28 protein-coding genes are annotated in these 25,638 nt (G+C 71.6%); 17 read left to right on the top strand and 11 right to left on the bottom strand.

What is annotated here, in order from left to right:
* Positions 1 to 33: 33 nt before the first annotated feature.
* Complete coding sequence (locus tag OG510_RS30095; RefSeq protein ID WP_406140931.1) at positions 34 to 774, top strand: hypothetical protein; 741 nt, start codon at positions 34 to 36, stop codon at positions 772 to 774.
* The gene (locus OG510_RS30090) at positions 764 to 2,155 is read left to right on the top strand and encodes a UbiD family decarboxylase (RefSeq protein ID WP_406140929.1); all 1,392 of its coding nucleotides are present in this window, start codon (positions 764 to 766) and stop codon (positions 2,153 to 2,155) included. The genes OG510_RS30095 and OG510_RS30090 overlap by 11 nt, the downstream gene beginning before the upstream one ends.
* Positions 2,156 to 2,230: 75 nt before the next feature.
* Here OG510_RS30090 and fabI read toward each other — a convergent pair whose 3' ends face one another.
* Positions 2,231 to 2,998 (bottom strand): enoyl-ACP reductase FabI, encoded by a 768-nt coding sequence (fabI, locus tag OG510_RS30085; RefSeq protein WP_406140928.1) that lies wholly within the window; start codon positions 2,996 to 2,998, stop codon positions 2,231 to 2,233.
* A 4-nt stretch (positions 2,999 to 3,002) separates the two neighbouring features.
* Complete coding sequence (gene fabG, locus OG510_RS30080) at positions 3,003 to 3,719, bottom strand: 3-oxoacyl-[acyl-carrier-protein] reductase (RefSeq protein WP_164263343.1); 717 nt, start codon at positions 3,717 to 3,719, stop codon at positions 3,003 to 3,005.
* A gap of 185 nt (positions 3,720 to 3,904) precedes the next feature.
* Here fabG and OG510_RS30075 point away from each other — a divergent pair, with 185 nt between their 5' ends.
* Genes OG510_RS30075 through tyrS form a run of 3 tightly spaced genes read left to right on the top strand, consistent with a single transcriptional unit; the run spans position 3,905 to position 8,148 of the window.
* Positions 3,905 to 5,428, top strand: coding sequence for a TldD/PmbA family protein (locus tag OG510_RS30075; protein ID WP_406140926.1), 1,524 nt, complete (start codon positions 3,905 to 3,907; stop codon positions 5,426 to 5,428).
* Positions 5,425 to 6,834 (top strand): metallopeptidase TldD-related protein, encoded by a 1,410-nt coding sequence (locus OG510_RS30070; protein WP_406140924.1) that lies wholly within the window; start codon positions 5,425 to 5,427, stop codon positions 6,832 to 6,834. The genes OG510_RS30075 and OG510_RS30070 overlap by 4 nt, the downstream gene beginning before the upstream one ends.
* Before the next feature lie 45 nt (positions 6,835 to 6,879).
* Positions 6,880 to 8,148: a tyrosine--tRNA ligase gene (gene tyrS, locus OG510_RS30065; RefSeq protein WP_406140923.1), complete on the top strand. Its 1,269-nt coding sequence runs from the start codon at positions 6,880 to 6,882 to the stop codon at positions 8,146 to 8,148.
* Between the two features lie 82 nt (positions 8,149 to 8,230).
* On the opposite strand, the gene OG510_RS30060 is transcribed toward tyrS, so the two are convergent.
* Positions 8,231 to 8,506 (bottom strand): GlsB/YeaQ/YmgE family stress response membrane protein, encoded by a 276-nt coding sequence (locus OG510_RS30060; RefSeq protein WP_164263352.1) that lies wholly within the window; start codon positions 8,504 to 8,506, stop codon positions 8,231 to 8,233.
* Positions 8,507 to 8,719: 213 nt separating this feature from the next.
* On the opposite strand from OG510_RS30060, the gene OG510_RS30055 reads away from it, so the two are divergent.
* Together OG510_RS30055 and OG510_RS30050 are read left to right on the top strand one after the other, a co-directional pair.
* Entirely contained in the window at positions 8,720 to 9,094 is a 375-nt protein-coding gene (locus OG510_RS30055; protein WP_406140922.1) for a DUF3099 domain-containing protein, read from the top strand.
* 239 nt (positions 9,095 to 9,333) lie between these two features.
* The gene (locus OG510_RS30050) at positions 9,334 to 9,594 is read left to right on the top strand and encodes a hypothetical protein (RefSeq protein ID WP_406140921.1); all 261 of its coding nucleotides are present in this window, start codon (positions 9,334 to 9,336) and stop codon (positions 9,592 to 9,594) included.
* Positions 9,595 to 9,599: 5 nt separating this feature from the next.
* Here OG510_RS30050 and moaA read toward each other — a convergent pair whose 3' ends face one another.
* The 3 genes from moaA to OG510_RS30035 all read right to left on the bottom strand — a co-directional run bounded on the left by moaA (position 9,600) and on the right by OG510_RS30035 (position 12,783).
* The gene (gene moaA, locus OG510_RS30045) at positions 9,600 to 10,589 is read right to left on the bottom strand and encodes a GTP 3',8-cyclase MoaA (RefSeq protein ID WP_406140919.1); all 990 of its coding nucleotides are present in this window, start codon (positions 10,587 to 10,589) and stop codon (positions 9,600 to 9,602) included.
* Between the two features lie 209 nt (positions 10,590 to 10,798).
* Positions 10,799 to 12,421 carry a cation acetate symporter gene (locus tag OG510_RS30040; protein ID WP_406140917.1) on the bottom strand — a complete coding sequence of 541 codons (1,623 nt, stop codon included), beginning with the start codon at positions 12,419 to 12,421 and terminating at the stop codon, positions 10,799 to 10,801.
* Positions 12,418 to 12,783: a DUF485 domain-containing protein gene (locus OG510_RS30035; protein ID WP_164263363.1), complete on the bottom strand. Its 366-nt coding sequence runs from the start codon at positions 12,781 to 12,783 to the stop codon at positions 12,418 to 12,420. The genes OG510_RS30040 and OG510_RS30035 overlap by 4 nt, the downstream gene beginning before the upstream one ends.
* Positions 12,784 to 13,003: 220 nt before the next feature.
* On the opposite strand from OG510_RS30035, the gene OG510_RS30030 reads away from it, so the two are divergent.
* A complete protein-coding gene (locus tag OG510_RS30030) occupies positions 13,004 to 14,605 on the top strand; it encodes a S8 family peptidase (protein WP_406140915.1) in 1,602 nt (533 codons plus the stop codon).
* A gap of 7 nt (positions 14,606 to 14,612) precedes the next feature.
* Here the strand turns inward: OG510_RS30030 and OG510_RS30025 are convergent, their stop codons facing one another.
* The 4 genes from OG510_RS30025 to OG510_RS30010 all read right to left on the bottom strand — a co-directional run bounded on the left by OG510_RS30025 (position 14,613) and on the right by OG510_RS30010 (position 18,179).
* Positions 14,613 to 15,653 carry a zinc-dependent alcohol dehydrogenase family protein gene (locus OG510_RS30025; protein WP_406140914.1) on the bottom strand — a complete coding sequence of 347 codons (1,041 nt, stop codon included), beginning with the start codon at positions 15,651 to 15,653 and terminating at the stop codon, positions 14,613 to 14,615.
* An 18-nt stretch (positions 15,654 to 15,671) separates the two neighbouring features.
* Complete coding sequence (locus tag OG510_RS30020; protein WP_406140912.1) at positions 15,672 to 16,346, bottom strand: lysoplasmalogenase; 675 nt, start codon at positions 16,344 to 16,346, stop codon at positions 15,672 to 15,674.
* Positions 16,343 to 17,266 carry a sterol desaturase family protein gene (locus OG510_RS30015; protein WP_406140910.1) on the bottom strand — a complete coding sequence of 308 codons (924 nt, stop codon included), beginning with the start codon at positions 17,264 to 17,266 and terminating at the stop codon, positions 16,343 to 16,345. Before OG510_RS30015 ends, OG510_RS30020 begins: the two co-directional genes overlap by 4 nt.
* A gap of 202 nt (positions 17,267 to 17,468) precedes the next feature.
* Entirely contained in the window at positions 17,469 to 18,179 is a 711-nt protein-coding gene (locus tag OG510_RS30010) for a VIT family protein (protein WP_164263372.1), read from the bottom strand.
* Positions 18,180 to 18,351: 172 nt separating this feature from the next.
* Here OG510_RS30010 and OG510_RS30005 point away from each other — a divergent pair, with 172 nt between their 5' ends.
* The 5 genes from OG510_RS30005 to OG510_RS29985 all read left to right on the top strand — a co-directional run bounded on the left by OG510_RS30005 (position 18,352) and on the right by OG510_RS29985 (position 23,085).
* The gene (locus OG510_RS30005; protein WP_406140908.1) at positions 18,352 to 19,335 is read left to right on the top strand and encodes a DEDDh family exonuclease; all 984 of its coding nucleotides are present in this window, start codon (positions 18,352 to 18,354) and stop codon (positions 19,333 to 19,335) included.
* Between the two features lie 64 nt (positions 19,336 to 19,399).
* Complete coding sequence (locus OG510_RS30000; protein WP_164263376.1) at positions 19,400 to 19,633, top strand: hypothetical protein; 234 nt, start codon at positions 19,400 to 19,402, stop codon at positions 19,631 to 19,633.
* Between the two features lie 73 nt (positions 19,634 to 19,706).
* Positions 19,707 to 20,495, top strand: coding sequence for an SURF1 family protein (locus tag OG510_RS29995; RefSeq protein ID WP_406140907.1), 789 nt, complete (start codon positions 19,707 to 19,709; stop codon positions 20,493 to 20,495).
* 30 nt (positions 20,496 to 20,525) lie between these two features.
* On the top strand, positions 20,526 to 22,325 hold the full coding sequence (locus tag OG510_RS29990; RefSeq protein WP_406140906.1) for a glycoside hydrolase family 15 protein: 1,800 nt from the start codon (positions 20,526 to 20,528) through the stop codon (positions 22,323 to 22,325).
* 4 nt (positions 22,326 to 22,329) lie between these two features.
* Entirely contained in the window at positions 22,330 to 23,085 is a 756-nt protein-coding gene (locus OG510_RS29985; RefSeq protein WP_406140904.1) for an SDR family oxidoreductase, read from the top strand.
* A gap of 57 nt (positions 23,086 to 23,142) precedes the next feature.
* On the opposite strand, the gene OG510_RS29980 is transcribed toward OG510_RS29985, so the two are convergent.
* A complete protein-coding gene (locus OG510_RS29980; RefSeq protein WP_406140902.1) occupies positions 23,143 to 23,838 on the bottom strand; it encodes a hypothetical protein in 696 nt (231 codons plus the stop codon).
* A gap of 93 nt (positions 23,839 to 23,931) precedes the next feature.
* On the opposite strand from OG510_RS29980, the gene OG510_RS29975 reads away from it, so the two are divergent.
* The 4 genes from OG510_RS29975 to OG510_RS29960 are packed head-to-tail and all read left to right on the top strand — an operon-like array spanning position 23,932 to position 25,637.
* Positions 23,932 to 24,423 carry an Asp23/Gls24 family envelope stress response protein gene (locus OG510_RS29975; RefSeq protein ID WP_164267365.1) on the top strand — a complete coding sequence of 164 codons (492 nt, stop codon included), beginning with the start codon at positions 23,932 to 23,934 and terminating at the stop codon, positions 24,421 to 24,423.
* 28 nt (positions 24,424 to 24,451) lie between these two features.
* The gene (locus OG510_RS29970; protein ID WP_164267364.1) at positions 24,452 to 24,643 is read left to right on the top strand and encodes a hypothetical protein; all 192 of its coding nucleotides are present in this window, start codon (positions 24,452 to 24,454) and stop codon (positions 24,641 to 24,643) included.
* A complete protein-coding gene (locus OG510_RS29965; protein WP_406140900.1) occupies positions 24,640 to 24,984 on the top strand; it encodes an Asp23/Gls24 family envelope stress response protein in 345 nt (114 codons plus the stop codon). Before OG510_RS29970 ends, OG510_RS29965 begins: the two co-directional genes overlap by 4 nt.
* The gene (locus OG510_RS29960; protein WP_406140899.1) at positions 24,981 to 25,637 is read left to right on the top strand and encodes a DUF6286 domain-containing protein; all 657 of its coding nucleotides are present in this window, start codon (positions 24,981 to 24,983) and stop codon (positions 25,635 to 25,637) included. The genes OG510_RS29965 and OG510_RS29960 overlap by 4 nt, the downstream gene beginning before the upstream one ends.
* The last annotated feature ends 1 nt before the right edge of the window (position 25,638 follow it).

Genomic DNA, 25,638 nt, shown 5'->3' with positions numbered 1-25,638 from the left:
CCCGGCGTCCCCGGTACGGAAGCAGGTGCCGCCGTGCGGCGCATCGGTCATCTCGTTCCCTCCCCCTCCATCGGCGTCGAGCGCTGGTCGGGCCAGATCTGCCGGTCCGTCGCCATCGAGGCCGCCCATCCGGTCGCCCGTACCGCCCTGCCCGATGTGCTGTGCGGGCCGGCGATCGCGCCCTCGCAGTCCGGTGAGCTGACCCGCTCGGCGGCGCTGCTGGCCGACGCGGGCGTGGACGCCGTGGTCTGGAGCGGCAGTTCGAGCGATCTGCACGGCGTGGCACACGGCCGGGCGGTGGCGCGCCGGATCGAGGAGGTGGCGGGGGTGCCCGCTTCGACCGTCACGCTGGGCCAGCTCGGTCTGCTCGCCCGGCGGGGGCTGACCTCGCTCGCGCTGGTCTCGCCCGGCTCCGGACAGGTCGCGGGGCGGCTCGCCGACACCTATCTGGCGGCGGGTTTCACGGTGGTCTCGGTGACCGCGCTGGGTCTCGCGACGGCGCGGGAGGCCGCCGAGCTGCCGGTGTCGCGGCTGCGGCGGATGCTGGCCGCCGCAGCGGCGCCGGACGCGCAGTGCCTGGTGGTGACGGGTACGGAACTGCCGGTGGCACCGGTGGCGGCGCTGCTGGAGCGGGAGCTGGGCAAGCCGGTGTACGACGGGGCCCGGGTGGCGATCAGGACCGGACTCGATCTGCTGGGTCTGACGGTGGACGCCCCCGAGTGGGGCGAGCTGTTCTCGGTCCAGCGGCACGCGGGGGTCTGCTGTGACCACTGAGGCGGCGCCGCCCCCGGCCTCCCAGGATCTGCGGGACTTCCTCGCCCGGTACACGGCCGAGCACCCCGACGACGTCCTGACCGTCGACGAGCGGATCGAGGGCGAGGACGTGGCCGCGCTCGTCCTGGAGCTGGCCGCCCGCGGCCGGGACGAGCTGGTGATCTGCCGGAACGTGGCGGGGCTCGGCACTCCCCTGGTCACCAACGTGTTCGCCTCGCGGCGCCGGATAGCCCGGCTGCTCGGCACCGGGACGGCCGGGCTGCACCGGGCGTACCAGGAGGCGTCGGCCCGGCTGTGCGAGCCGCGGGTGGTGGCGGCGGGCCCGGTGCTCGACACGGTGGCCGGGCCCGACCTGAGCACGCTCCCGGTGATCCGGCACTTCGCGTCCGACCGGGGCCCGTACATCACGAACGGCATCATCGCGGCGGAGGCACCCGCGTACGCCGAAGGGCGCTCGGGCAATCTCAGCTACCACCGCGCGATGGTGCACAGCCGGAACGAACTGGCCACCAGCCTGCATTCGCGCGGCCATCTGTGGCAGCTGCTGCGGCTGGCGCAGGAGCGCGGCGAGCGGCTGCCGGTGGCCATGGTCATCGGCGCGCACCCGCTGTTCATGCTGGCGGCCTCGGCCCGGGTGGGCGCGGACACCGACGAACGGAGGGTGGCGGGCGGCCTGTTCGGGGCGCCGCTGGACGTGGTGCGCACCCCGACGTACGGGATACGGGTGCCGGCGAGCGCCGAGACGGTCCTTGAGGGGTTCATCGATCCGGCCCGCCGTGCGGACGAGGGCCCCTTCGGCGAGTTCTCCGGGTACTCGTCGGACCGCTCGACCCACAACGTACTGACCGTCGAGACGGTTCTGCGCCGCCGGGACGCGCTGCTCCTGGACGTGGTGGGCGGCAGCTCGGCCGAGCATCTCAATCTGGCGCGTGTGCCACGCGAGTCGGAGATGGCGCAGAAGCTGATGGAGCGCTTCCCCGAGGTGACCGCGCTGCACTATCCGACGTCGGGTACGCACTTCCACGCGTATGTGGCAATACGCGCGGGCCGGCCCGGGCAGGCCAGGCAGATCATGCTGGGGCTGCTCGGCTGGGACCCGTATCTCAAGACGGTGGTCGCGGTCGACGAGGACGTGGACATCACCCGGGACTCGCAGGTGCTGTGGGCGATGGCCGCCCATCTCCAGCCGCACCGGGACGTCTTCCAGGTGGACGGCCTGCCGGGCAGCCCCCTCGACCCGTCGTCCACCGCGGACGGTACGACGTCCCGGATGGCCCTGGACGCGACCCGCGGCCCGGACTTCGACGGGGTACGGATCCGGGTCGGCCCCGGACGCGCGGAGGCCGCGCGCCGTCTGCTCGACGGTCGCGCGGCCTCCTGAGCTGCGTGCTCAGCTCTGCGTGCTCAGCTCTGTTCTGAGCTGTGTCCTGCGCTGTGTGCTGAGCGATACGGGCGGTCAGGCCCCCATCATGTGCACGCCGCCGTCGACGTGGATGATCTCGCCGGTCGTCTTCGGGAAGAAGTCCGAGAGCAGCGCCACGATGCCGCGGCCGGCCGGCTCGGGGTCGGCCATGTCCCAGGCGAGCGGGGAGCGGGTGTTCCAGACCTCCGCCAGTTCCCCGAAGCCCGGGATGGACTTCGCGGCCATCGAGCCGATGGGGCCGGCGGAGATCAGGTTGCAGCGGATGGACTGCTTGCCCAGGTCACGGGCGAGGTAGCGGGAGGTCGCCTCCAGCGCGGCCTTGGCGGGGCCCATCCAGTCGTACTGCGGCCAGGCGAACTGGGCGTCGAAGGTGAGCCCGACGACCGAGCCGCCCTCGCTCATCAGCGGCAGGCAGGCCATGGTCAGCGACTTCAGCGAGAACGCCGAGACGTGCATGGCCGTGGAGACCGACTCGAACGGGGTGTTGAGGAAGTTGCCGCCGAGCGCGTCCTGCGGCGCGAAGCCGATGGAGTGCACGACCCCGTCGAGCGAGCCCAGCTCGTCCCTGACCAGGTCCGCGAGCCGGTCGAGGTGCTCGGTGCTGGTGACATCCAGCTCGATGACCTTGGCAGGCTTGGGCAGCTTCTTGGCGATGCGCTCGGTGAGGGTGGGCCGCGGGAAGGCGGTCAGAATGACCTCGGCACCCTGCTCCTGGGCCACCTTGGCGGCGTGGAAGGCGATGGAGGACTCCATCAGCACACCCGTGATGAGGATGCGCTTGCCGTCGAGAATTCCGCTCATGTGATCAGTGACCCATGCCCAATCCGCCGTCAACGGGGATGACGGCTCCAGTGATGTACGACGCGTCGTCGGAGGCGAGGAACCGCACCGTCGCGGCGATCTCCTCCGGCTGCGCGTACCGGCCGAGCGGCACCTGCGAGACGATCCCCGCGCGCTGCTCGTCGGTGAGCACCTTGGTCATGTCGGTGTCGACGAAACCGGGTGCGACTACGTTGAAAGTGATGTTGCGGGAGCCGAGCTCACGGGCGAGTGAGCGCGCGAAGCCGACCAGGCCGGCCTTGGACGCGGCGTAGTTGGCCTGACCCGCGGAGCCGAGCAGGCCGACGACCGAGGAGATGAGGACGACGCGGCCCTTCTTGGCACGCAGCATCGCCCGGTTGGCCCGCTTCACGACACGGAAGGTGCCGGTGAGGTTGGTGTCGAGTACGGCCGTGAAGTCGTCCTCGGACATCCGCATCAGCAACTGGTCCCTGGTGACGCCGGCGTTGGCCACCAGCACCTCGACGGGACCGTGCTTCTCCTCGATCTCCTTGTAAGCCTGCTCCACCTGCTCGGTGTCGGTGATGTCGCACTTGACGGCCAGGAACCCCTGGTCGGCAAGGGCTGCCGGCTCACCGGAGCGGTACGTGATGGCGACCTTGTCGCCTGCGTCTGCGAAAGCGCGGGCGATGGCAAGGCCGATGCCCCGGTTTCCTCCGGTGACGAGAACCGAGCGGCTCAACGGATCACCCTTTCGATAGCTGTGTGGTACCCACGCAAACTATCGGTCCCGAGCCACTTCGGAGGAATCGGCCTCCGACAGCGCGGCGTGACGGTCCCTGTCGGGTCCCTACAGAACGCATCTGGCAGCGGGGCACGTCCGCGCGACATGATGCGAGCGACCGGTCGTGACGACAGGAGAACTCCGTGCCACATTCGATCGACGCAGCCTTCACGGCTCTGCCGCTGCGCGCCCTCGCCGACGCGGCGCTGGCCAGGGCCCGCGCACTCGGCGCCGACCACGCCGACTTCCGCTTCGAACGCGTCCGCAGCGCCACCTGGCGGCTGCGGGACGCCAGACCGGCCGGCTCGACGGACACCACGGATCTCGGGTACGCCGTGCGGGTCGTGCACGGCGGCAGCTGGGGGTTCGCCTCCGGTGTCGATCTGTCGATGGACGCGGCGGCCCGGGTGGCGGGACAGGCGGTCGCGATGGCGAAGCTCTCCGCCAAGGTCATCGGGGCCGCCGGGTCGGATGAGAAGGTGGAGCTGGCGGACGAGCCGGTGCACGCGGACCGTACCTGGGTCTCCTCGTACGTGACCGACCCCTTCTCCGTACCCGCCGACGAGAAGACCGCGCTGCTGGCCGACTGGTCGGCGCGGCTGCTGCGGGCGGACGGCGTCGCACACGCGGACGCCTCGCTGATGACGGTCCTGGAGAACAAGTTCTACGCGGACACCGCCGGCACCGTCACCACCCAGCAGCGGGTCAGGCTGCATCCGCAGCTGACCGCGGTGGCGGTGGACCCGGACACCGGCGAGTTCGACTCGATGCGCACCCTCGCGCCGCCGGCCGGGCGCGGCTGGGAGTATCTGACCGGCACGGGCTGGGACTGGGACGGCGAGCTGGAGCGGATCCCGGAGCTGCTCGCCGAGAAGATGCGGGCGCCGGGCGTCGAGGCGGGGGCCTACGACCTGGTCGTGGACCCGTCGAACCTCTGGCTGACCATCCATGAGTCGATCGGGCACGCCACCGAGCTGGACCGGGCGCTGGGGTACGAGGCGGCGTACGCGGGGACCTCCTTCGCGACGTTCGACCAGCTGGGGACGTTGGCGTACGGCTCGCCCGTGATGAATGTGACGGGCGACAGGACCGCCGAACACGGCCTGGCCACCATCGGGTTCGACGACGAGGGCGTCGAGGCGCAGTCCTGGGACCTGATCAAGGACGGCACGCTGGTCGGGTACCAGCTGGACCGCAGGATCGCGAAGCTGACGGGGCTCGGCCGGTCCAACGGGTGCGCGTACGCGGATTCGCCGGGGCATGTGCCGGTGCAGCGGATGGCCAATGTGTCGCTGCAGCCGGATCCGGGCGGGCTGTCGACGGAGGATCTGATCGGGGGCGTCGAGCGCGGGATCTATGTGATGGGCGACCGGTCATGGTCGATCGACATGCAGCGCTACAACTTCCAGTTCACCGGGCAGCGGTTCTACCGGATCGAGAACGGCCGTCTGGCCGGTCAGCTGCGGGATGTCGCCTACCAGGCGACCACCACGGACTTCTGGGGCTCGATGGAGAAGGTGGGCGGCCCGCAGACGTATGTGCTGGGCGGCGCCTTCAACTGCGGCAAGGCCCAGCCGGGCCAGGTCGCGTCGGTCTCGCACGGCTGCCCGTCCGCCCTCTTCCGGGGCGTGAACATTCTCAACACCACGCAGGAGGCCGGGCGATGAGCCCCTCGAACCGCACCAGCAGGCCGCACGAGATCGTCGAGCGGGCCCTCGCCCTGTCGACCGCGGACGGCTGCGCCGTCATCGCCGACGAGCATTCGAGCGCCAATCTGCGCTGGGCCGGGAACGCGCTGACGACCAACGGTGTGACCCGCGGCCGGACCCTGACCGTCATCGCGACGGTCGACGGCAAGGACGGCACCGCGTCCGGTGTCGTCTCACGCTCGGCGGTGACGGCGGCCGATCTCGAACCGCTGGTCCGGGCCGCCGAGGCGGCGGCCAGGGACGGCGCGTCGGCCGAGGACGCCCGGCCGCTGGTCGGCGGAGTGCCCGAGTCCGCCGGATTCACCGAGGCGCCGGCCGAGACGACGCCCGCGGTGTTCGACGCCTTCGCCCCGGCGCTGGGCGAGTCCTTCGCCCGTGCGCGGTCCGGCGGGCGGGAGCTGTACGGCTTCGCCAGCCACGAGATGACCTCCAGCTACCTCGGTACGTCCACCGGTCTGCGGCTGCGCCACGACCAGCCGAACGGCACGCTCGAACTGAACGCCAAGTCCCCCGACCGGTCACGCTCCGCCTGGGCGGGCCGGGCCACGCGTGACTTCACCGATGTCGACCCGGCCGCGCTGGACGCCGAGCTGGCACAGCGGCTGCGCTGGGCCGAGCGCAGGGTCGCGCTGCCCGCCGGGCGGTACGAGACGCTGCTGCCGCCGACCGCGGTGGCCGATCTGCTGATCTACCAGTTCTGGTCGTCGGCCGCGCGGGACGCCGCCGAGGGCCGTACGGTCTTCTCCCGGCCGGGCGGCGGGACCCGGCTCGGCGATCTGCTCTCCCCGCTGCCGCTGACCCTGCGCAGCGACCCGGCCGAGCCCGGTCTCGAATCGGCGCCCTTCGTCCTCGCGCACGCCTCGGGCGACGACTCGTCGGTCTTCGACAACGGGCTGCCGCTCTCCCGTACCGACTGGGTCCGCGAGGGCCGGCTGGAGCGGCTGGTCACCACCCGGCACAGCGCGGAGCTGACGGGCCTCCCGGTGGCGCCCGCCATCAGCAATCTGATCCTGGAGGGCGGCGGGGACCGCTCCCTGGAGGAGATGGTGGCGGCGTCGGGCCACGACGGGCCCGCCCTGCTGCTGACCTGCCTCTGGTACATCAGGGAGGTCGACCCGGCCACCCTGCTGCTGACCGGGCTGACCAGGGACGGTGTCTATCTCGTGGAGAACGGCGAGGTCACCGGCGAGGTGAACAACTTCCGCTTCAACGAGTCGCCGGTCGATCTGCTCTCCCGGGCCACCGAGGCCGGGCGTACGGAGCGGACGCTGCCGCGTGAGTGGGGCGACTGGTTCACCCGGGCCGCGATGCCCGCCCTGCGCATCCCGGATTTCAATATGAGTTCCGTCAGCCAGGGCGTATAACCTCTGGGACGTACTTCCAGCCACACCGAAGGAGACGCGAGACCCGTGACGGACATCGTCGACGAGCTGAAGTGGCGGGGGCTCTTCGCCCTCTCCACTGACGAGGACGCATTGCGCAAGGCGCTCGCGGACGGTCCCGTCACGTTCTATTGCGGCTTCGACCCGACGGCGGCGAGCCTGCACGTGGGCCACCTCGTGCAGGTCCTCACCGTGCGCAGGCTCCAGCAGGCCGGGCACCGGCCGCTGGCGCTGGTGGGCGGGGCCACCGGCCAGATCGGCGACCCGCGGCCGACCGCGGAGCGGACCCTGAACGACCCGGAGACGGTCGCGAACTGGGTGGGCAGGCTGCGCGGCCAGATCGAGCCGTTCCTCTCCTTCGAGGGCGAGAACGCGGCGGTCATGGTCAACAACCTGGACTGGACCGCGGGCCTGTCCGCGATCGAGTTCCTGCGGGACATCGGCAAGCACTTCCGGGTGAACAAGATGCTCACCAAGGAGTCGGTCGCCCGCCGTCTGGAGTCCGAACAGGGCATCAGCTACACGGAGTTCAGCTACCAGCTGCTCCAGGGCATGGACTTCCTCGAGCTGTACCGGCGGTACGGCTGCACGCTCCAGCAGGGCGGCAGCGACCAGTGGGGCAATCTCACGGCGGGGATCGACCTGATCCACCGCCTGGAGCCGGACGCGTCCGTGCACGCGCTGGGCACCCCGCTGATGGTGAAGGCGGACGGCAGCAAGTTCGGCAAGTCGGAGGGCGGCGCCGTCTGGCTCGACGCGGAGATGACCACGCCGTACGCGTTCTACCAGTTCTGGCTGAACGTGGACGACCGTGACGTCTCCACGTACAACCGCATCCTGAGCTTCAAGAGCCGCGCGGAGCTGGAGGAGCTGGAGCAGCTGACCGAGGAGCGGCCGCAGGCGCGGGCCGCCCAGCGCTCGCTGGCCGAGGAGCTGACGACGCTGGTGCACGGCGCCGGCCAGTGCGCGGCGGTCGTCGCCGCTTCCCGGGCGCTGTTCGGCCAGGGCGAACTGACGGAACTGGACGAGGCGACGCTGAGCGCCGCGCTCTCCGAGCTGCCGCACACCAAGGTCGACGGGTTCGTACCGGTCGTGGAGCTGCTCGCCGACACGGGTCTGGTACCGAGCAGGTCGGCGGCGCGCCGCGCGGTCAAGGAGGGCGGGGCCTACGTGAACAACACGAAGGTCGCGGGTGAGGACGCGGTGCCCGCGGCCGGGGATCTGCTGCACGGGCGCTGGCTCGTGCTGCGCCGCGGCAAGAAGAACCTGGCGGCGGTCGAGGTCACGGGCGTCTGACACCGGAGGTGCCGGTACATGCGTGAGGGGCGGCCGTGCCGAACCGGCCGCCCCTCGGGCGCACGTGGTGTTCAGGCGGTGGTCAGGTGGTGCGGCTTCTGCCCCGGATCGCGTTCCAGAGCTTGTCGCCGACACCGACGACGATCACGGCGCCGATCAGCTGGAGCAGATGCCTGATCCAGTCGATGCCCCGGGTGTCGTTGACCCCGAGGCCGGTGGCCGCCCAGTTGCCCAGCACACTGCCCAGGATGCCGAAGATCACGGTCAGCCACAGCGGGATCTGCTGCTTGCCCGGGATGATCGCCTTGGCGATCAGGCCGAGCACCAGCCCCACGATGATGGCCCACAACCAATTCATGTCGCCTCCTGATGCGGCTGCTGTCTGCGCGTGGGCCTCAGTCTCGGCCCATCCTCCATACGGCGCATGTCGGACGGCTCCATCTGCGCCGGGGTGGGCGCCGGTACGGGCGGTACGGGCGCGCCCCGCTCTTATCGGCCGCGGGGCGTCGGCGTAACGTGGTGCCGTCCGGTCCGGGGAGAGTCCGGCGCGGGAATCGGGTGGTGGAGCGTGATGCGGAAGCAGAGCAGCGGTGAGGTCTTCCGGATCACGGGCGCCCGGACGGGTCTTGACGAAGACGTACGCGGCCGGCAGCGCCGGTACATCATCTCGATGACGGTGCGCACCGTCGCGGTCATCCTGACCGCGGCTCTCTGGAATGTGGCACGGCCGGTGGCGATCGGCACCCTGATACTGGGCGCCTTCCTTCCGTACGTCGCCGTGGTGATCGCGAACGCGGGCCGGGAGAACGCTCCGGGGCTGCCCACCACCTTCGTTCCCGCTCCGTACCGGCCGGCGCTGGAGCCGTCGTCGGTGGTGACGGGGACGGAGTCCGCGGACGATGCGGCCGCCACGGAGCGTGAGCACCGGGGACCCGAACAGGACTGAGCCGAGGCCGAATCCCTACGGGGACCAAAGCTCAAGAAAAGCTCAGATCAATCATGAAGTTCCGGTGCCGCACCCGCATGGGCCCGTGACATACTTTGCAGGCGCTCCGCATCCCCCGTCGGAGCGACGGACCGACGCCGGGCAGCTCCCCCCGTGGCTGCTCGGCGTCGCCTTTTTCCGCGCCCTTTCCGGGCTCTCCCCCGGTCCTTGACGGCGGTGCGTTGGCCTAGGGTTGAGGTGTGAACTCCCCTGATACGACCGGTTCAGGACCGGTGCCGCCCGCCCCGGTCTGCTCGGCCAAGGGCTGCCGGGCCGACGCCGTCTGGGTGCTGGCCTGGAACAACCCGAAACTGCACACCCCGGAGCGCCGCAAGACCTGGCTGGCCTGTGCGGACCACCGGGAGCATCTGTCGCAGTTCCTGGGGGTGCGCGGTTTCCTCAAGGACGTGGTGGCCCTGGCCGACTGGGAGCAGGGCGACCACACCGACGGGGCGCGGTAGGCGCGTCAGCCGCCGATCGCCGACATGGGGCGGTCGGGCTGGAGGAACGACGGGTCGTCCAGACCGGATCCGGCCTTCTTTCCCCACATCGCCAGCTTCCAGCGCCGGGCGATCTCCTCGTCGGGCTCGCCCGACCGGAGCGCGGCCCGCAGGTCCGACTCCTCGCGGGCGAAGAGGCAGGTACGCACCTGCCCGTCCGCGGTCAGCCGGGTGCGGTCGCAGGCGGCGCAGAACGGGCGGGTGACCGAGGCGATGACGCCGACCCGGTGCGGTCCGCCGTCCACCACCCAGCGCTCGGCGGGCGCCGAACCGCGCTCCTCACTGCCCTCATCGGTCAGCGTGAAGCGGGTCCGCAGCGAGGCGAGGATGTCACTCGCCGTGATCATGCCATCGCGCTGCCAGCCGTGCTGGGCGTCGAGCGGCATCTGCTCGATGAAGCGCAGCTCGTACCCGTGTTCCACGGCCCAGGCGAGCAGGTCGGGTGCCTCGTCGTCGTTGAGCCCGGGCATCAGCACGGTGTTGACCTTGACCGGGGTGAGCCCGGCGGCGGCGGCCGCCGCCATGCCGTCGAGCACATCGTGGTGCCGGTCCCGGCGGGTGAGCGTCTTGAAGACGTCGGGGCGCAGGGTGTCGAGCGAGACATTGACCCGGTCGAGGCCGGCGGCGGCCAGGGCCTGAGCGGTGCGCTTGAGGCCGATGCCGTTGGTCGTGAGGGACATCCGGGGGCGCGGCTCCAGGGCGGCGACCCGCTCGACGATGCCGACCAGGCCGGGCCTCAGCAGCGGTTCGCCGCCGGTGAAGCGGACCTCGGTGATGCCGAGGTCGGTGACGGCGATGCGGATCAGCCGGACGATCTCGTCGTCCGTGAGCAGATCCGGCTTGCCGAGCCACTGCAGGCCCTCTTCCGGCATGCAGTACGTGCAGCGCAGATTGCAGCGGTCGGTGAGTGACACCCGCAGGTCAGTGGCCACTCGGCCAAAAGTGTCGATAAGCACGGTGGGCCCCCTCCCCGATAACGGAAACGCGTACGCAACCGAGCGTACGCGACACCTGTGACAGTGGCAGGGGCCGATTACCACGAGGTGGGAAGGGACCCGGTCGTAGGGATCTACGACCGGGCCCCGGCGCCGCCACCTCGTCCGACCTGCGCGAACGGGCGGTCAGCGGGCGGTCACAGCGCGGTCGGTGCGCGGTCGGTGCGCGGTCAGTGCGCGCCGAATCCGGTGAGGGACCTGACCTCCAGTTCGGCGTACTTGCCCTCGTCGGGTTCGTCGGACGAGAGCAGGGAGCCCAGCCAGCCGAGCAGGAATCCGAGCGGGATGGAGATCAGGCCGGGGTTCTCCAGCGGGAACCAGGCGAAGTCGACGCCCTTGAACATCGAGGTGGGCTTCCCGGAGACGACCGGTGAGAAGAGGACCAGCACCACCGAGGAGACGAGCCCTCCGTAGATGGACCAGAGGGCGCCCCGGGTGGTGAACCTCTTCCAGAAGAGGCTGTAGAGCAGGGTCGGCAGATTGGCGGACGCGGCGACCGCGAAGGCCAGTGCCACCAGCCCGGCCACGTTCAGGTCCCGGGCGAAGGCGCCCAGCACGATGGCGACCGCGCCGATCGCGACCGTCGCCCAGCGGGCCGCGCGCATCTCCTCCTTCTCGGTGGCTTTCCCCTTGCGGATGACGTTGGCGTAGATGTCGTGCGCGAACGACGACGAGGAGGCCAGGGTCAGCCCGGCGACCACGGCGAGGATGGTGGCGAAGGCGACCGCCGAGATCACCGCGAGCAGCACCGATCCCCCGGTGGAGTCGGCGCCGCCGCCGATCTCCAGGGCGGCCAGCGGGGCCGCCGTGTTGCCCGCCGGGTTGGAGGCGATGATGTCGGCGGGCTTGAGCAGGGCCGCGGCGCCGAAACCGAGGACGATCGTCATCAGATAGAAGGCGCCGATGATGCCGATCGCCCAGTTCACCGACTTGCGGGCGGCCTTGGCCGTCGGCACGGTGTAGAAGCGGATCAGGATGTGCGGCAGGCCCGCGGTGCCGAGCACCAGGGCGATGCCGAGCGAGATGAAGTCCAGCTTGGAGGTGCCCGACGTGCCGTACTTGAGGCCGGGCTCCAGGAATGCCTTCCCCTTGCCGCTGTTCGTCGCGGCCGAGCCCAGCAGGTCGGAGACGTTGAAGTGGAACTTCAGCAGGATCAGGAACGTGATGAGGATGGTCCCGGCGATCAGCAGGACGGCCTTGACCATCTGGACCCACGTGGTGCCCTTCATCCCGCCGATCGTGACGTACACGATCATCAGGAGGCCGACGAGCGCGACGATGGCGATCTTCCCTGCGTCGCTGGTGATGCCGAGCAGCAGGGAGACCAGCACCCCCGCGCCCGCCATCTGCGCCAGCAGGTAGAAGATCGAGACGACGATGGTGGACGCGCCGGCCGCGGTGCGGACGGGGCGCTGGCGCATCCGGTAGGCGAGGACGTCGCCCATCGTGTAGCGGCCGGAGTTGCGCAGCGGCTCGGCGACGAGCAGCAGGGCGACCAGCCAGGCGACGAGGAAGCCGATCGAGTAGAGGAAGCCGTCGTAGCCGAAGAGCGCGATGGCGCCCGCGATACCGAGGAACGACGCGGCCGACATGTAGTCGCCGGAGACCGCGAGCCCGTTCTGGAGTGCGGAGAACTGCCGCCCGCCCGCGTAGAAGTCGGCGGCGCTCCTGGTCCGGCGGCCGGCCCAGACGGTGATGACGAGGGTGGCGACGACGAACACCGCGAAGAGCGTGATGATCAGGGGCCGGTGCTGGGTGGTGGCCGATGCGGCGAGCTGGACGGCGGGGCTCATGCGCTGCCCTCCATCCGGGACTTGATCGCGGCGCCCTTCGGGTCGAGCCGGGTGGCGGCGTGCCGCGAGTAGAACCAGGCGATGAGGAACGTGGTGAGGAACTGGCCGAGGCCGAGGACCAGGGCCACATTGATGTTGCCGAAGAGCCTGGTGCCCATGAAGCCGCCCGCATAGCTGGACAGCAGGACGTACAGCAGATACCAGGCGACGAAGCCGACGGTGAGCGGGAAGGCGAAGGAGCGGTGGGAGCGGCGCAGTTCGGCGAACTCCGCGCTCTGCTGCACCTCGGCGAACGACTCGGTCGTGGGCCGGCCGGGCCTGGCGCCCGTACCGCCCGGGGGCTGGAGTTCTTCGGTGGCCACGGATTCTCCTCGCGACGTGCGTACGTGGGTGGACTGCCGGAGGGCCTGCTGTTCCGGACCTCCCACAAGGGCACGGGGCGCCGGGCGTCATGGTTCAACGCCCTTCCATTCCGGCCGGATTGATTGCCGCGCAGGAACGGGCGGCGTTGGTTTCACTGAGCAGGTAACCCCCAACTGCGGCCCGCAGCAGGGTGGTTGGTACGGATGATGCGGAGATTCCATGACTCATCAGAGATCCGGGCGGTGGCGCGCACTCGCGCTGCCCGCCGGGCTGGCGCTCGTCGCCTCGCTCGGCCTCCTGCCGGGCACGGCGACGGCGGAGCAGGGCGGCGGCCCCGCGCCCTCGCCGGCTCCCGCGGCGGGGCCCGGCATGTCGTACGTCGTCAACACCGGGACCGACCGTCGCACCATGGCCTCGGTCGAGCAGGCCGTCTCCCGGGCGGGCGGCTCGGTGGTCATGGCGTACGACGAGGTGGGCGTGATCGTCGCGCACTCGTCGAACCCGGACTTCGCGAAGGTACTCCGCGGGACCAGGGGGGTCGCTTCGGCCGGCGCCACCCGCACCGCACCGCTGCCCGCCAAGAACGCCGAGCCCGGCAAGTCCCCCGGGTCCGGCCGGTCCGCCAAGTCCGCCAAGTCCGCCAAGTCCGCCAAGGAAACCGCCTCGCCGCTCAGGCTCACGGCCCGGCAGCAGAAGGCGCTGGCGGCGAAGGCGGCGCCGGGCCAGGACCCCATGGAACCGCTCCAGTGGGACATGCGGGCCATCAAGGCGGACCAGGCCCACCGGAAGACGCTCGGCAGCCGCGATGTCACGGTCGCGGTGATCGACACGGGGGTCGACGACACCCACCCGGACATCGCCCCCAACTTCGACCGAAGGGGCTCGGCGAACTGCTCGACGGGCAAGCCCGACACCACGGACGGCGCCTGGCGGCCGGGCGCCGGGGGGAATCCGCACGGCACCCATGTGGCCGGCGAGATCGCGGGCGCGAAGAACGGCGTCGGCATGACGGGTGTCGCGCCCGGCGTGAAGGTCTCGGGCATCAAGGTCGGCACGGCCGACAGCTTCTTCTACACGGAGGCCGTCGTCTGCGCCTTCGTGTGGGCCGCCGACCACGGCGCCGATGTGACCAACAACAGCTATTTCACGGACCCGTGGTACTTCGACTGCTCCGACGACCCGGACCAGAAGGCCCTGGCCGACGCCGTCACCCGGGCCACGCGGTACGCGGAGCGCAAGGGCACGGTCAATGTCGCGGCCGCGGCCAACGAGGGGTTCGACCTCGCCTCGCACAAGGTCACCGACGCGACGAGCCCGGACGACGGCACAGCGGTCCCGCGCACGGTCGACCCGGCCACGTGCCCGGAGCTGCCCGCCCAGCTGCCGGGTGTCGTCACGGTGTCGGCGACCGGCGCCAAGAACCTCAAGTCGTCCTACTCCAACTACGGTCTCGGAGTCGTCGACATCGCGGCCCCTGGCGGCGACTCGGCCACGTACCAGCCCCCCGAGGCGCCGGCGACCAGCAGCGCGGTCCTCGGCCCCGTGCCGGGTGGCGGCTATGCCTACATGGCCGGTACGTCGATGGCGTCACCGCATGTCGCCGGAGTGGTGGCCCTGATCAAGTCCCGCCATCCGCACGCATCGCCGGCCCAGGTCAAGGCGCTGCTGTACGCCGGGGCCGACCGGCTCGGCTGCCCTGAGCCGTACCCGATCGACGCCGACGGCGACGGGAAGCCCGACGCGGTCTGCCGGGGCGGCGCGGGCCACAACAGCTTCTACGGGGCGGGCCTCGCGGACGCGCTGCACGCGGTCACCCGGTAGCGCGCTCCTACTTCACCAGCACCTTGAGGGCGGTGCGCTCGTCCATCGCCCGGTAGCCGTCCGGCACCTCGTCCAGGGCGACGGTCCGGTCGAAGACCGGTGACGGGTCGATGGTGCCGTCCAGTACGTCGGCGAGCAGTTCGGGTATGTAGGTGCGGACCGGGGCGACACCGCCGCGCAGGGAGATGTTGCGGTCGAACATGTCGCTGAGGTCGAGCCCCGTGCCGCTGCCGTGCGGGACGCCGACGTAGCCGATGGCCCCGCCGTCGCGGGTGACGGCGACGGCGGTGGCCATGGACTGCTCCGTGCCAACGGCCTCGATCACGGCGTGCGCGCCCTGGCCGCCGGTCAGCTCCCGTACCGCTGCGACGGCTTCGTCGCCGCGGACCGCGACGATGTCCGTGGCGCCGAAGGTCAGGGCGATGTCGGTGCGGGCCCGGTGCCGGCCGAGGGCGATGATGCGCTCGGCGCCGAGCCGCCGTGCGGCGAGGACGCCGCAGAGCCCGACCGCTCCGTCACCGACGACGGCGACGGTGCTGCCCGGCCGCACGCCCGCGCCGAGGGCGGCGTGGTGGCCGGTGCCCATGACGTCGGAGAGCGCGAGCAGCGCGGTGAGCAGATGGTCGTCGGACGCCGCGTCGGCCGGGAGCTTGACCAGTGTGCCGTCCGCGAACGGCACCCGGACCGCTTCGCCCTGGCCGCCGTCGGACCCGACCGAGCCCCAGAAGCCGCCCTGCGGGCAGGAGGTGGTCAGACCGTCGGCGCAGTACTCGCAGGTGCCGTCGGACCAGACGAAGGGCGCGACGACGAGGTCACCGGCGGCGAAGCCCCGTACGCCGGGGCCCGCCTCCTCGACGAGGCCGAGGAACTCATGGCCGATGCGCTGCCCGGGGACGCGTGCGGCCACTCCCCGGTAGGCCCAGAGGTCGCTGCCGCAGATGCAGGCGCGCAGGACGCGGACGACGGCATCGGTGGGGTGCTGGACGGCGGGGTCCGGCACCTCCTCCACCCGGACGTCGTGCGGGGCGTGAATGACGGTGGCGCGCATGGGGCAGATCCTTGCTGGTCAGACAGGTGTGGACGTATCACGGTACGCGGGAGCCGGAGCGCCCTGGCACCGGAGCACCCCGGCGGCCAGCAGGGACTGGGCCACGAGATAGGTCACCATCACCCAGAAGTCGGGGACGGGCGGCTGTGGCAGGTCCGCGATCCCGGTGGCGATCAGTGTGTCGGAGACCAGGAAGAGCGCCCCGCCGAGCCCGGCCCGCACGCCGAGTCCGCTCGCCCGGTACGCCATGGCGGTGAGCAGCAGCGAGTAGCCCGCCACCGGGATCCGCAGCCCGCCGGGGAGTGCGGGCAGCAGCAGGGCCGCCGTGGCGGCCAGGGCGGCCGCGTACCCCGCGCCGAGGTACGGATCGGTCCGGCCGCGGCCGAAGAGCACCAGGTAGCAGACGTGTCCTGCGGCGAAGAGCGCCATCCCGGCGAGGAAGGCCGGCTCCGCGTCGATCAGGAGCAGCGTGTCGCCGCCCCAGCCGCACAGCAGCGCGGCGGTCAGCAGCCGGGGCGCGCCGCCCCTGGCGTACACCTGGGCCGCGAGCAGCGGCATCAGCAGCGGCTTGGCGACGGTGTGGAGGGTCTGGGCGGTGTGTCCGTGCGCGAGGAGCGCGGTGAGGTCGGTCAGGGCGGCGATGACGTAGGCGAGGAGCAGCAGCCGTGCGGCCCGGTGCCGCTCCGGCCTCACGCGATGTGCTCGGACGGGGTCTCCCGGACGGCGGGAGCGGCGACCGCCTGTGGTGCCGGCTGGGCGGAGGCGGCCGCGGCGGCGGCCTGTGGTGCCGGCTGCCAGCCGGGGCCGCCGAAGACCCGCCCGGCGCGCTCGCGCCAGTTCGCCGCCGCCCGTACGTCCCGGGCGATGGCCGCGTACTCGTGGGTCGCGACCCGCAGCGGGTTGAAGGTGTCGATGTTCTTGGTCAGCCCGAAGACGGGCTGCACGGTCTCCGGTGTGAAGGACCCGAACAGCCGGTCCCAGACGATGAGGATCCCGCCGAAGTTGCGGTCCAGGTAGCCGCCTTGTGAGGCGTGGTGCACCCGGTGGTGGGAGGGCGTGTTGAGCACGTACTCGAAGGGGCGCGGCAGCTTGCCGACCCGCTCGGTGTGCACCCAGAACTGGTAGACGAGGTTGGCGGACGAGCAGAAGGCGAGCGCGGCCGGGTGGACGCCGAGGGCGATCAGCGGGACGTAGAAGGGCCAGACGGTGAGCGACGTCCAGGGCTGGCGCAGCGCGGTCGTGAGGTTGAACTTGCGGCTGGAGTGGTGCACGACGTGGCAGGCCCACAGGATGCGGACGATGTGGTGGCCGCGGTGCGACCAGTAGTAGAAGAAGTCCTGGCCGAGCAGCATCAGCGGGACCGTCCACCACAGGACGGGGATGCGCAGCGGCGTGAGTTCGTACACCGCGGTGTAGATCGCGACGATCGGGATCTTCCACAGGAAGTCGAAGACCAGGCTGCCCAGGCCCATGCCGATGCTGGTGACCGCGTCCTTGGTCTCGTACCCCTCGGAGTCCTCGTCGGGATGGAACCGGTAGCTCGCCATCTCCACGACGGTGAGCAGGACGAAGGCCGGTATGGACCACAGCACGACATCGGGCAGGTTCGGCATGCCAGGCACGCTACGGCCACCGGGACGGCCCCGGCTAGATGTTGTTACTGACAAGTATGCGAGACATTTTGTCAGCACCTTTTGGTGAGTTCCGCCAACAGGCGCCGCCGTAGCGGCTCTTGAGCGCCCCCGGCCAGGGCTCCGCGGCTCCGGCCAGGGCCCTCGCGGCTCCGGGGGGTTCGGGCCGCCGCGGCTCCCGGGCTCAGGCCCCCGCGGCGCCCAGCAGCGCCCCGGCCGCGTAGGTCACCGCCATGGCCAGCGCGCCCCCTGCCATGTTCCGCACCACGGCCGGCCGCACCGGTGCGGCGCCCGACCTGGCGCTCCACCACCCCGCCAGGGCCAGCGCGGCCAGCACCGAGAGCACCGTGACGTACAGCCGGACCGACGCGGGCGGCAGCACGATGGCCAGCAGCGGCAGCAGCGCGCCCGCCGTGAAGGCGGCGAAGCTGGCGACCGCCGCGTGCCAGGGACTGGTGAGGTCGTCGGGGTCGATGCCCAGCTCGACCTCGGCGTGGGCGCGCAGGGCGTCGCGCTCGGTGAGCTGTTCGGCGGCCTCGCGGGCCAGTTCGGCGGAGAGCCCCTTGCCCTCCAGGAGCCCGGTCAGCTCGTCGAGTTCGGCCTCGGGCGTCTCGCGCAGCTCGCGCTTCTCCACGGCGAGCGCGGCCTTCTCGGAGTCGCGCTGGGTGGAAACGGAGACGTACTCCCCCGCCGCCATCGACATCGAGCCCGCGAGCAGCCCGGAGAGGCCGGCGGTGAGCAGCGCGGTACGCGAGTCGGTGGCGCCGGCGACACCGACGACGATGCCCGCGGTCGAGACGACGCCGTCATTGGCACCGAGCACCGCGGCCCTGAGCCAGTTGAGGCGCGCTCCGAGGGCGCTGTGATGGGGTTCGTCGTGGGAGGAGTCCGTCATCGGCCCAGAGTCTCATCCGGCGGCACGGCGCGGGGCCGACGCACCGTCACATCGGTTGCCGTGCAACGGAGGCCGCGCGGTACGGCCCCGGACGCTGCTGCCGGGCCCTCGGGGCGGCCGGACGGGACCGCCCCCGCGATTGCCTTGTTGTCGGTGGGGGCCCGTATTCTCTGTGACCATGCTCGACGACCGCCAGACAGCAGCGACAGCGTGGCCGGCCGCGTATCCCCAGGGGTACGCGGTCGTCGACGTGGAGACCACCGGCCTCGCACGCGACGACCGGATAATCTCCGCTGCCGTCTACCGGCTGGACGCCAGAGGTGACGTCGAGGACCACTGGTACACGCTGGTCAATCCGGAGCGGGATCCGGGGCCCGTCTGGATCCACGGGCTGACCAGTGACGTCCTGGCGGGCGCCCCGCTCTTCCCGGAGATCGCGGCGGAGTTCGCCGAACGGCTCGACGGGCGCGTCCTGGTGGCGCACAACGCGATCTTCGACTGGCAGATGATCGCCAGGGAGTACGCCCGCGCGCAGCGCACCGCCCCGGTCCGTCAGCGGCTGTGCACCATCGCGCTCTCCAAGGAGCTCGCCCTGCCGCTGCCCAACCACAAGCTGGAGTCGCTCGCCGCGCACTTCGGCGTCGTACAGGAACACGCCCACCACGCGCTGGACGACGCCCGGGTGCTGGCCGAGGCGTTCCGCCCGAGCCTGCACGCCGCCGCCCGGGACGGCGTGCGGCTGCCGCTCCTCGAATGCCGGCCGCTCACCGAGTGGTCGGACGCCCCGGCCGCGCCACGCGTCGGCTATCAGGCTTCGTACCGGCAGAGCGGCTGGCGCCCGGCCAGGAAGCGGCCCGCCTGCCCCTATCCGAATCCGGGGCGGTACGAGCCGGGGAAGCCGCTGGTGCAGGGGATGCGGGTGGCGTTCTCCGGTGACACATCGGTCGACCGCGAGCTGCTGGAGGACCGGGCCGCCGAAGCCGGGCTCCATGTGGCGACGAGCCTGTCCCGGCTCACCAGCCTGCTCGTCACGAACGACCCGGAATCGGCCACGTCCAAGACGGTCAAGGCCAAGTCCTTCGGCACCCCCGTCATCGACGAGGCCGCCTTCACCCAACTGCTCCGCGACGTCGCCCCGGCCCCGGCAGACGGGTGATTGGCGGGCGACTCGCCCGCCGTCCGCTCGCCCGCCGGCGCCCCCGCGTCCCACCCTGTGGCGCATGGCACGTTGCGAGGTATGCGGAAACGACTACGGCATGTCCTTCGAGGTGCACGCGCAGGGCGCGGTGCACGTCTTCGACTGCTTCTCCTGCGCCATTCACCGCATGGCGCCCATCTGCAGGCACTGCCGTGTCCAGGTCATCGGTCAGGGCGTGGAGGCGGACGGCGAGTGGTACTGCGGCGGGCACTGCGCCCGCGCGGAGGGGAAGGAGGGCATCGTCGACAAGGTCTGATTCTGCCCGGTTCTGTCCCTCCGGCGGGACCCCCCGTCCGGGGGGACCTCTTCGTGCGAGTACCTTCTGAGACGTGTACCGCTTCCTGTTGACACGGCAGTGGGTGATTCTCGCCCTCGTCTCACTCGTCCTGATGCCGACGATGATCAAGCTGGGCTTCTGGCAGCTGCACCGTCATGAGCACAAGGTCGCGCAGAACACGCTCATCGGCAAGAACCTCAAGTCGAAACCCGTACCGGTCGGGGACCTCACCTCCCCCGGGCACACCGTGCCGTACGACCAGTACTGGCGCCAGGTGACCGCGACCGGCCATTACGACACCGCGGACCAGGTCGTCGTACGGCGCAGAACCTCGGCCGACGGCACCGTCGGCTACCACGTCCTGACGCCCTTCGTCCTGGACGGCGGCAAGACCGTCCTCATCAACCGCGGCTGGGTCGCGGACAACGGCAGCCAGCTCACGCTCCCCAAGATCCCCGCCACCCCCAAGGGCAGGGTCACGGTGGCCGGCCGGCTGATGGCCGATGAGACGACCGGGGCCAGCGGGATCAAGAACGAGAAGGGGCTGCCGCCCCATCAGGTGATGCTGATCAACAGCGTCGAAGAGGCGAAGGCCCTGGGCAGGACGGTGCTCGGCGGCTACATCGAGCAGACCGCGCCCCAGCCCAAGGGCGACTCGCCCCAGCTGATCCCGGCGCCGGAGCACTCCGACATCGGCCCGCACATGGCGTACGCCGTCCAGTGGTGGCTGTTCACCGCCGGTGTCCCCATCGGATTCGTCGTCCTCGCGCGCCGTGAGAAGCGCGAACGGGCGGCCGCCGGGTCGGAGAGCTCACCCGAACCCGTACCCGCCGCTGCTTAACGCGGCACACTCCCGGGAAGACGGCACACCGTGACGCAACGTATCGAGGACTACGCCCTCATCGGCGATCTGCAGACCGCGGCCCTGGTCGGCAGGGACGGCTCCATCGACTGGCTGTGCCTGCCGCGCTTCGACTCGGGGGCGTGTTTCGCCGCCCTGCTCGGCGACGACGAGAACGGCCACTGGCGCATCGCCCCGGCCGGGGCCGGCGACTGCACCAGGCGGAGCTACCGGGGCGAGTCGCTCGTCCTCGAATCGGTCTGGGAGACACCGTCCGGCACGGTCAAGGTCACCGACTTCATGCCGCAGCGCGACACCGCGCCGGACATCGTGCGGATCGTCGAGGGCGTCACCGGCCAGGTCGAGATGGCGGGCACACTGCGGCTGCGCTTCGACTACGGCTCGGTCGTCCCGTGGATGCGCCGCTCGGACGGGCACCGGGTCGCGGTGGCAGGACCGGACTCGGTGTGGCTGCGCAGCGAGCCCGAGGTGAAGACCTGGGGCCAGCACTTCTCCACCTGCTCGTCGTTCACGGTGGCCGCGGGCGAGAAGGTGGCGTTCGTCCTCACCTGGCACCCGTCGGAGGACCCGCGCCCGGCGCTGGTGGACCCGCACGAGGCGCTGGTGAACGCGCTGGAGGACTGGCACGCCTGGTCGGCGCGCTGCCGCTACCAGGGCCCGTACCGCGAGGCCGTGATCCGCTCGCTGATCACCCTGAAGGCGCTCACCTTCGGCCCGACCGGCGGCATCGTCGCGGCCCCGACCACCTCGCTCCCCGAGGAGATCGGCGGCGTACGCAACTGGGACTACCGGTTCTGCTGGCTGCGCGACTCCACGCTCACCCTCGGCGCTCTGCTGGCCTGCGGCTATCTGGACGAGGCCGCGGCATGGCGGGACTGGCTGCTGCGCGCCGTCGCGGGCAGCCCGGGCGACCTGCAGATCATGTACGGGCTGGCGGGCGAGCGGCGGCTGCCGGAGACGGAGCTGGGGTGGCTGCGCGGCCACGAGGGCTCCGTACCGGTGCGCACCGGCAACGGAGCGGTGACCCAGCTGCAGCTCGACGTGTACGGCGAGGTCATCGACTCGCTCCATCTGGCCCGCACATCGGGGCTGTCCAACGAGCCGCACGCCTGGAGTCTCCAGCTGGCCCTGCTCGGCTTCCTGGAGTCACGCTGGCGCGAGCCGGACGAGGGCCTGTGGGAAGTACGCGGGCCGCGCCGCCACTTCGTGCACTCCAAGGTGATGGCGTGGGTGGCCGCCGACCGGGCCGTACGCACCCTGGAGGCGGAGCCGAAGCTGCGCGGGGACGTCGAGCAGTGGCGGCGGATGCGCGACGAGGTGCACCAGGAGGTGTGCGAGAAGGGCTTCGACCCGGAGCGCAACACCTTCACCCAGTCGTACGGCTCGACGGAGCTGGACGCGGCGACCCTGCTCATCCCCCAGGTCGGCTTCCTGCCGCCGGACGACCCGCGGGTGGTCGGGACGGTGGACGCGGTACGCGACGAGCTGTGCCACGGCGGGCTGGTGCGCCGCTACAGCATGGAGGGGCCGTCGGTCGACGGTCTGCCGGGCGGTGAGGGGACGTTCCTGGTCTGCTCGTTCTGGCTGGCCGACGCGCTGCGGCTGACCGGGCGCGTCAAGGAGGCCGAGGCGCTCTTCGAGAAGCTGCTCTCGCTCCGCAACGACGTCGGGCTGCTGGCCGAGGAGTACGACCCGGTGGCCGGGCGCCAGCTCGGCAACTTCCCGCAGGCGTTCAGCCACATCGGTCTGGTGAACACCGCTCTGGCGCTGGCCCGCGCGCTGGAGGCGCCAGGGCAGGATGCAGGATAGGGCCATGGATCTTGGACTGAAGGACCGCGTCTACATCGTCACCGGGGCCACCAAGGGGCTGGGGTTCGCCTCCGCCCGCGAGCTGGCGGCCGACGGCGCGAAGGTGATCGTCACCGGGCGCGAGGAGGAGTCGGCGCGCGCGGCGGCGGCCGAGCTGGGCCACGGCGCGGTCGGGGTCGCGGCGGACAACAGCGACCCGGCGGCCGCCGAGCGGCTCATCGCCGCCGCGCGGGAGCACTTCGGGCGCTTCGACGGCATCCTCATCAGCGTCGGCGGCCCGGCCCCCGGCTCCGCCGCCGACAACTCCGACGAGCAGTGGCGGACGGCCTTCGAGTCCGTCTTCCTGGGCGCGGTGCGGCTCGCGCGCACCGCGGCGGCCGAGCTGTCCGACGGCGGGGTGATCGGCCTGGTGCTCTCGGCTTCGGTGCATGAGCCCATCGGCGGCCTGACGATCTCCAACGGGCTCCGCCCCGGCCTGGCCGGCTTCGCCAAGTCGCTGGCCGACGAGGTGGGTCCGCGCGGGATCCGGGTGGTCGGACTGCTGCCCGGCCGTATCGACACGGACCGGGTGCGGCAGCTGGACAGGCTCGGCGGCGACCCGGAGGCGGCGCGCGCGAAGTCCGAGGCGCGGGTCCCGCTGCGGCGTTACGGGCGGCCCGAGGAGTTCGGCAGGACCGCGGCGTTCGTGCTGTCCCCCGCGGCCTCGTATCTCACCGGGGTCATGCTGCCGGTCGACGGCGGCTCACGGCGCGGGTTCTGACCACAGCGGCCGCCGCGCGGACGCCGGGCCCCGGACCAGTCACGGGCCGGGGCCCGTTCAGCTCAGTTCCACCGCCGTGACCAGCACGGCCACCGACCGGTCCGCACCGGTCGCGGCGGCCACCGCCGCACGTACCGCCCCCGCCACATCCAGCGCCCGCCACCCGGCGGCCACCGCGAACTCCACCCGCACATGGTCATCGGTGCGGTGCACGGCCGCCCCCAGCACACCGGTCAGCCGGGCGACGCCGGGGACGGCAGCCGCCGCCTCCGCCTCGGGGCCCCGCACCGCCGCGGCTCCCCTGTCCGGACCAACGACCGGCGACGGATTCGGCGGTGCCTCCAACAGCCCTGTCACCCGTACGTCCACCTCGGTCACGTCGAGCCCCAGCGCCTGGGCGCAGGCGCCGAACAGCGCGTCCCGCAGCCGCTCGACGGCCGCCGGGATCGGCTCCGCGCCGGCCACCCCCTCGGCCTCGGCCCCGACCCGCAGGGGCCCGGGCGGCAGGGCGCTCGGTGGCGCCGGAACCCCCGCACGGGCGGGCGCGTCAGCCGTCGCCCGGTCCACGCGCACCTTGCCGAGCACCGCTCCCGGCACCCCGGCCGCCGCGCTCCGCAGCACCGCGACAGCGGCCTCCTCCGTGATCCAGGCCCCGTCCCGCGCCCCGCCGAGCGGCAGCAGCCTGCCGAGGCCGAGCCTGCTGCGGACGGCCTGCGCCAACCCGTCATGCCCCCACGATCCGTCACCCGTCATGCCCCCACCCTGCCGCATTCCCGGCGCGTAACCGGGAAAGCGCACCTACCGTGGGCACAGAATCCACTACCGCTCGGAGAGGGACATACGGCGATGAGTGAGACCCCGCAGCAGCACCAGTCCGACATCTCTGGCAAGGGCCCGGCGGGCCAGGAGCCCCGGAAGACCGATGTGACCAAGCGCGGCGGCGGCGCTCCCGGCTCCCGCGGCCGCACCACCATCGCGGACGGCGTGGTCGAGAAGATCGCCGGTCTCGCGGCGCGCGACGTGCCGGGCGTGCACGCGATGGGCAGTGGCATCTCCCGGACGTTCGGTGCGGTGCGCGACCGGGTGCCCGGTGGCGGCAAGTCCGTGTCGCGCGGGGTGAAGGCCGAGGTCGGCGAGGTCCAGACCGCTCTCGATCTGGAGATCGTCGTCGAGTACGGCGTGTCGATCGCGGAGGTCGCCCGCGATGTGCGGGAGAACGTCATCTCGGCGGTGGAACGTATGACGGGGCTCGAGGTCGTCGAGGTCAATATCGCGGTCAGTGATGTGAAGCTGCCCGACGAGGAAGACGATGAAGAGCCGGAGTCCCGACTTCAGTAACCCCGTACCTTCGGCTTAGGAGCGCACGATGAGTATGGCTGTGGTCGGCCTGTTGGCCGGTATGGCACTTGGCTTCGCCGGCTACTTCGGCGGCTTCGGAGCCTTTCTGCTGGTGGCCGCACTGGGTGCGGTCGGCTTCGTCGCGGGCAAGTTCGTCGACGGCGACCTGGAAGCCGGCGACTTCTTCCGCGGCCGCGACCACGGCGACGGGCGGCGATGAGCCCTCAGGTGGCGCCGGCCGAACGCGGTTCGACCCGTATCGCCGACCGGGTCGTGTCGAAGATCGCGGCGCAGGCGGCGCGTGAGGCGATCGGCACGGTGCCCGACGGCGGCACCGCCCCGAACGCGACGGTCACGGTGCAGGACTCCCGTGCGCGGGTGCGGGTGAGTCTGGATCTCGGCTATCCGTCCGACATCGGCGCCCAGTGCGGGGCGGTCCGCCGCCGGGTGGCCCAGCGGGTCGAGTCGCTGGCGGGCATGGAGGTGCCCGAGGTGGCGGTACAGGTCGAGCGGCTGCACTCCGAACAGACCCGCGGCTCCGACCGGGGAAGGGCGCGATGAGCGAAGCGGACGACAGCACACGACGGCTGCCCGTCATGGAGAAGGCCCCGGCCGAGCCCAGCAGTCCCGGTTCCGCCACCGCGTACGTACCGGCGCCCGGTTCGGGTGGCCGGGCGAGGCGTTTCTGGTCGGGGCGCAGAACACCGGCCGGCCTGCTCGCGCTGGTGGTGCTCGCCGCGGCCGGGGTGCTGCTGTACGACGTGTCGGCGGTACGGGCGGGGCGGCCGGCGATGCACTGGCGCCGGGTGGTCGCCGACGACCTGGCGACGCGCCCCCTCGACAACATCTGGATCAAGGTCTGTGCCGGCGTGGTGATGGCCATCGGCCTCTGGCTGCTCATCCTGGCGCTCACCCCCGGGCTGCGCTCACTGCTGCCGATGCGGCGCGACAGCCCGCAGGTCAAGGCGGCTCTCGAACGGGACGCGGCGGCGCTGGTGCTGCGGGACCGGGCCATGGAGGTGGCCGGTGTGCAGTCCGTGCGTATCCGGATGAAGCGCTCCAAGGTCAAGGTGCGCGCCCGCTCGCACTTCGGCGAACTCGACGACGTACGGTCCGACTTGACCGACGCGATGGCGACGGGGATCACCGCACTGGGGCTCGGGTCGCGGCCCCGGCTCTCCGTGCGGGTCGGCCGTCCCGCCGGAAAGGGGTGAT

It is taken from the genome of Streptomyces sp. NBC_01089, from assembly GCF_045162975.1.
Taxonomy (GTDB): domain Bacteria; phylum Actinomycetota; class Actinomycetes; order Streptomycetales; family Streptomycetaceae; genus Streptomyces.
The sequence above is the reverse complement of the archived record's forward strand: the minus strand, read 5'-3'. Positions and strand labels throughout refer to the sequence as shown.

Coding starts and splice junctions, on each gene's coding strand:
- OG510_RS29970 (WP_164267364.1), top strand. CDS start 24,452: ATGAGTATGGCTGTGGTCGGCCTGTTGGCCGGTATGGCACTTGGCTTC.
- OG510_RS30015 (WP_406140910.1), bottom strand. CDS start 17,266: ATGCCGAACCTGCCCGATGTCGTGCTGTGGTCCATACCGGCCTTCGTC.
- OG510_RS30010 (WP_164263372.1), bottom strand. CDS start 18,179: ATGACGGACTCCTCCCACGACGAACCCCATCACAGCGCCCTCGGAGCG.
- fabI (WP_406140928.1), bottom strand. CDS start 2,998: ATGAGCGGAATTCTCGACGGCAAGCGCATCCTCATCACGGGTGTGCTG.
- OG510_RS30025 (WP_406140914.1), bottom strand. CDS start 15,653: ATGCGCGCCACCGTCATTCACGCCCCGCACGACGTCCGGGTGGAGGAG.
- OG510_RS30000 (WP_164263376.1), top strand. CDS start 19,400: ATGGCACGTTGCGAGGTATGCGGAAACGACTACGGCATGTCCTTCGAG.
- OG510_RS29960 (WP_406140899.1), top strand. CDS start 24,981: ATGAGCGAAGCGGACGACAGCACACGACGGCTGCCCGTCATGGAGAAG.
- OG510_RS29975 (WP_164267365.1), top strand. CDS start 23,932: ATGAGTGAGACCCCGCAGCAGCACCAGTCCGACATCTCTGGCAAGGGC.
- OG510_RS30030 (WP_406140915.1), top strand. CDS start 13,004: ATGACTCATCAGAGATCCGGGCGGTGGCGCGCACTCGCGCTGCCCGCC.
- OG510_RS29985 (WP_406140904.1), top strand. CDS start 22,330: ATGGATCTTGGACTGAAGGACCGCGTCTACATCGTCACCGGGGCCACC.
- OG510_RS30055 (WP_406140922.1), top strand. CDS start 8,720: ATGCGGAAGCAGAGCAGCGGTGAGGTCTTCCGGATCACGGGCGCCCGG.
- OG510_RS30040 (WP_406140917.1), bottom strand. CDS start 12,421: ATGAGCCCCGCCGTCCAGCTCGCCGCATCGGCCACCACCCAGCACCGG.
- OG510_RS30060 (WP_164263352.1), bottom strand. CDS start 8,506: ATGAATTGGTTGTGGGCCATCATCGTGGGGCTGGTGCTCGGCCTGATC.
- OG510_RS30070 (WP_406140924.1), top strand. CDS start 5,425: ATGAGCCCCTCGAACCGCACCAGCAGGCCGCACGAGATCGTCGAGCGG.
- OG510_RS29980 (WP_406140902.1), bottom strand. CDS start 23,838: ATGACGGGTGACGGATCGTGGGGGCATGACGGGTTGGCGCAGGCCGTC.
- OG510_RS29965 (WP_406140900.1), top strand. CDS start 24,640: ATGAGCCCTCAGGTGGCGCCGGCCGAACGCGGTTCGACCCGTATCGCC.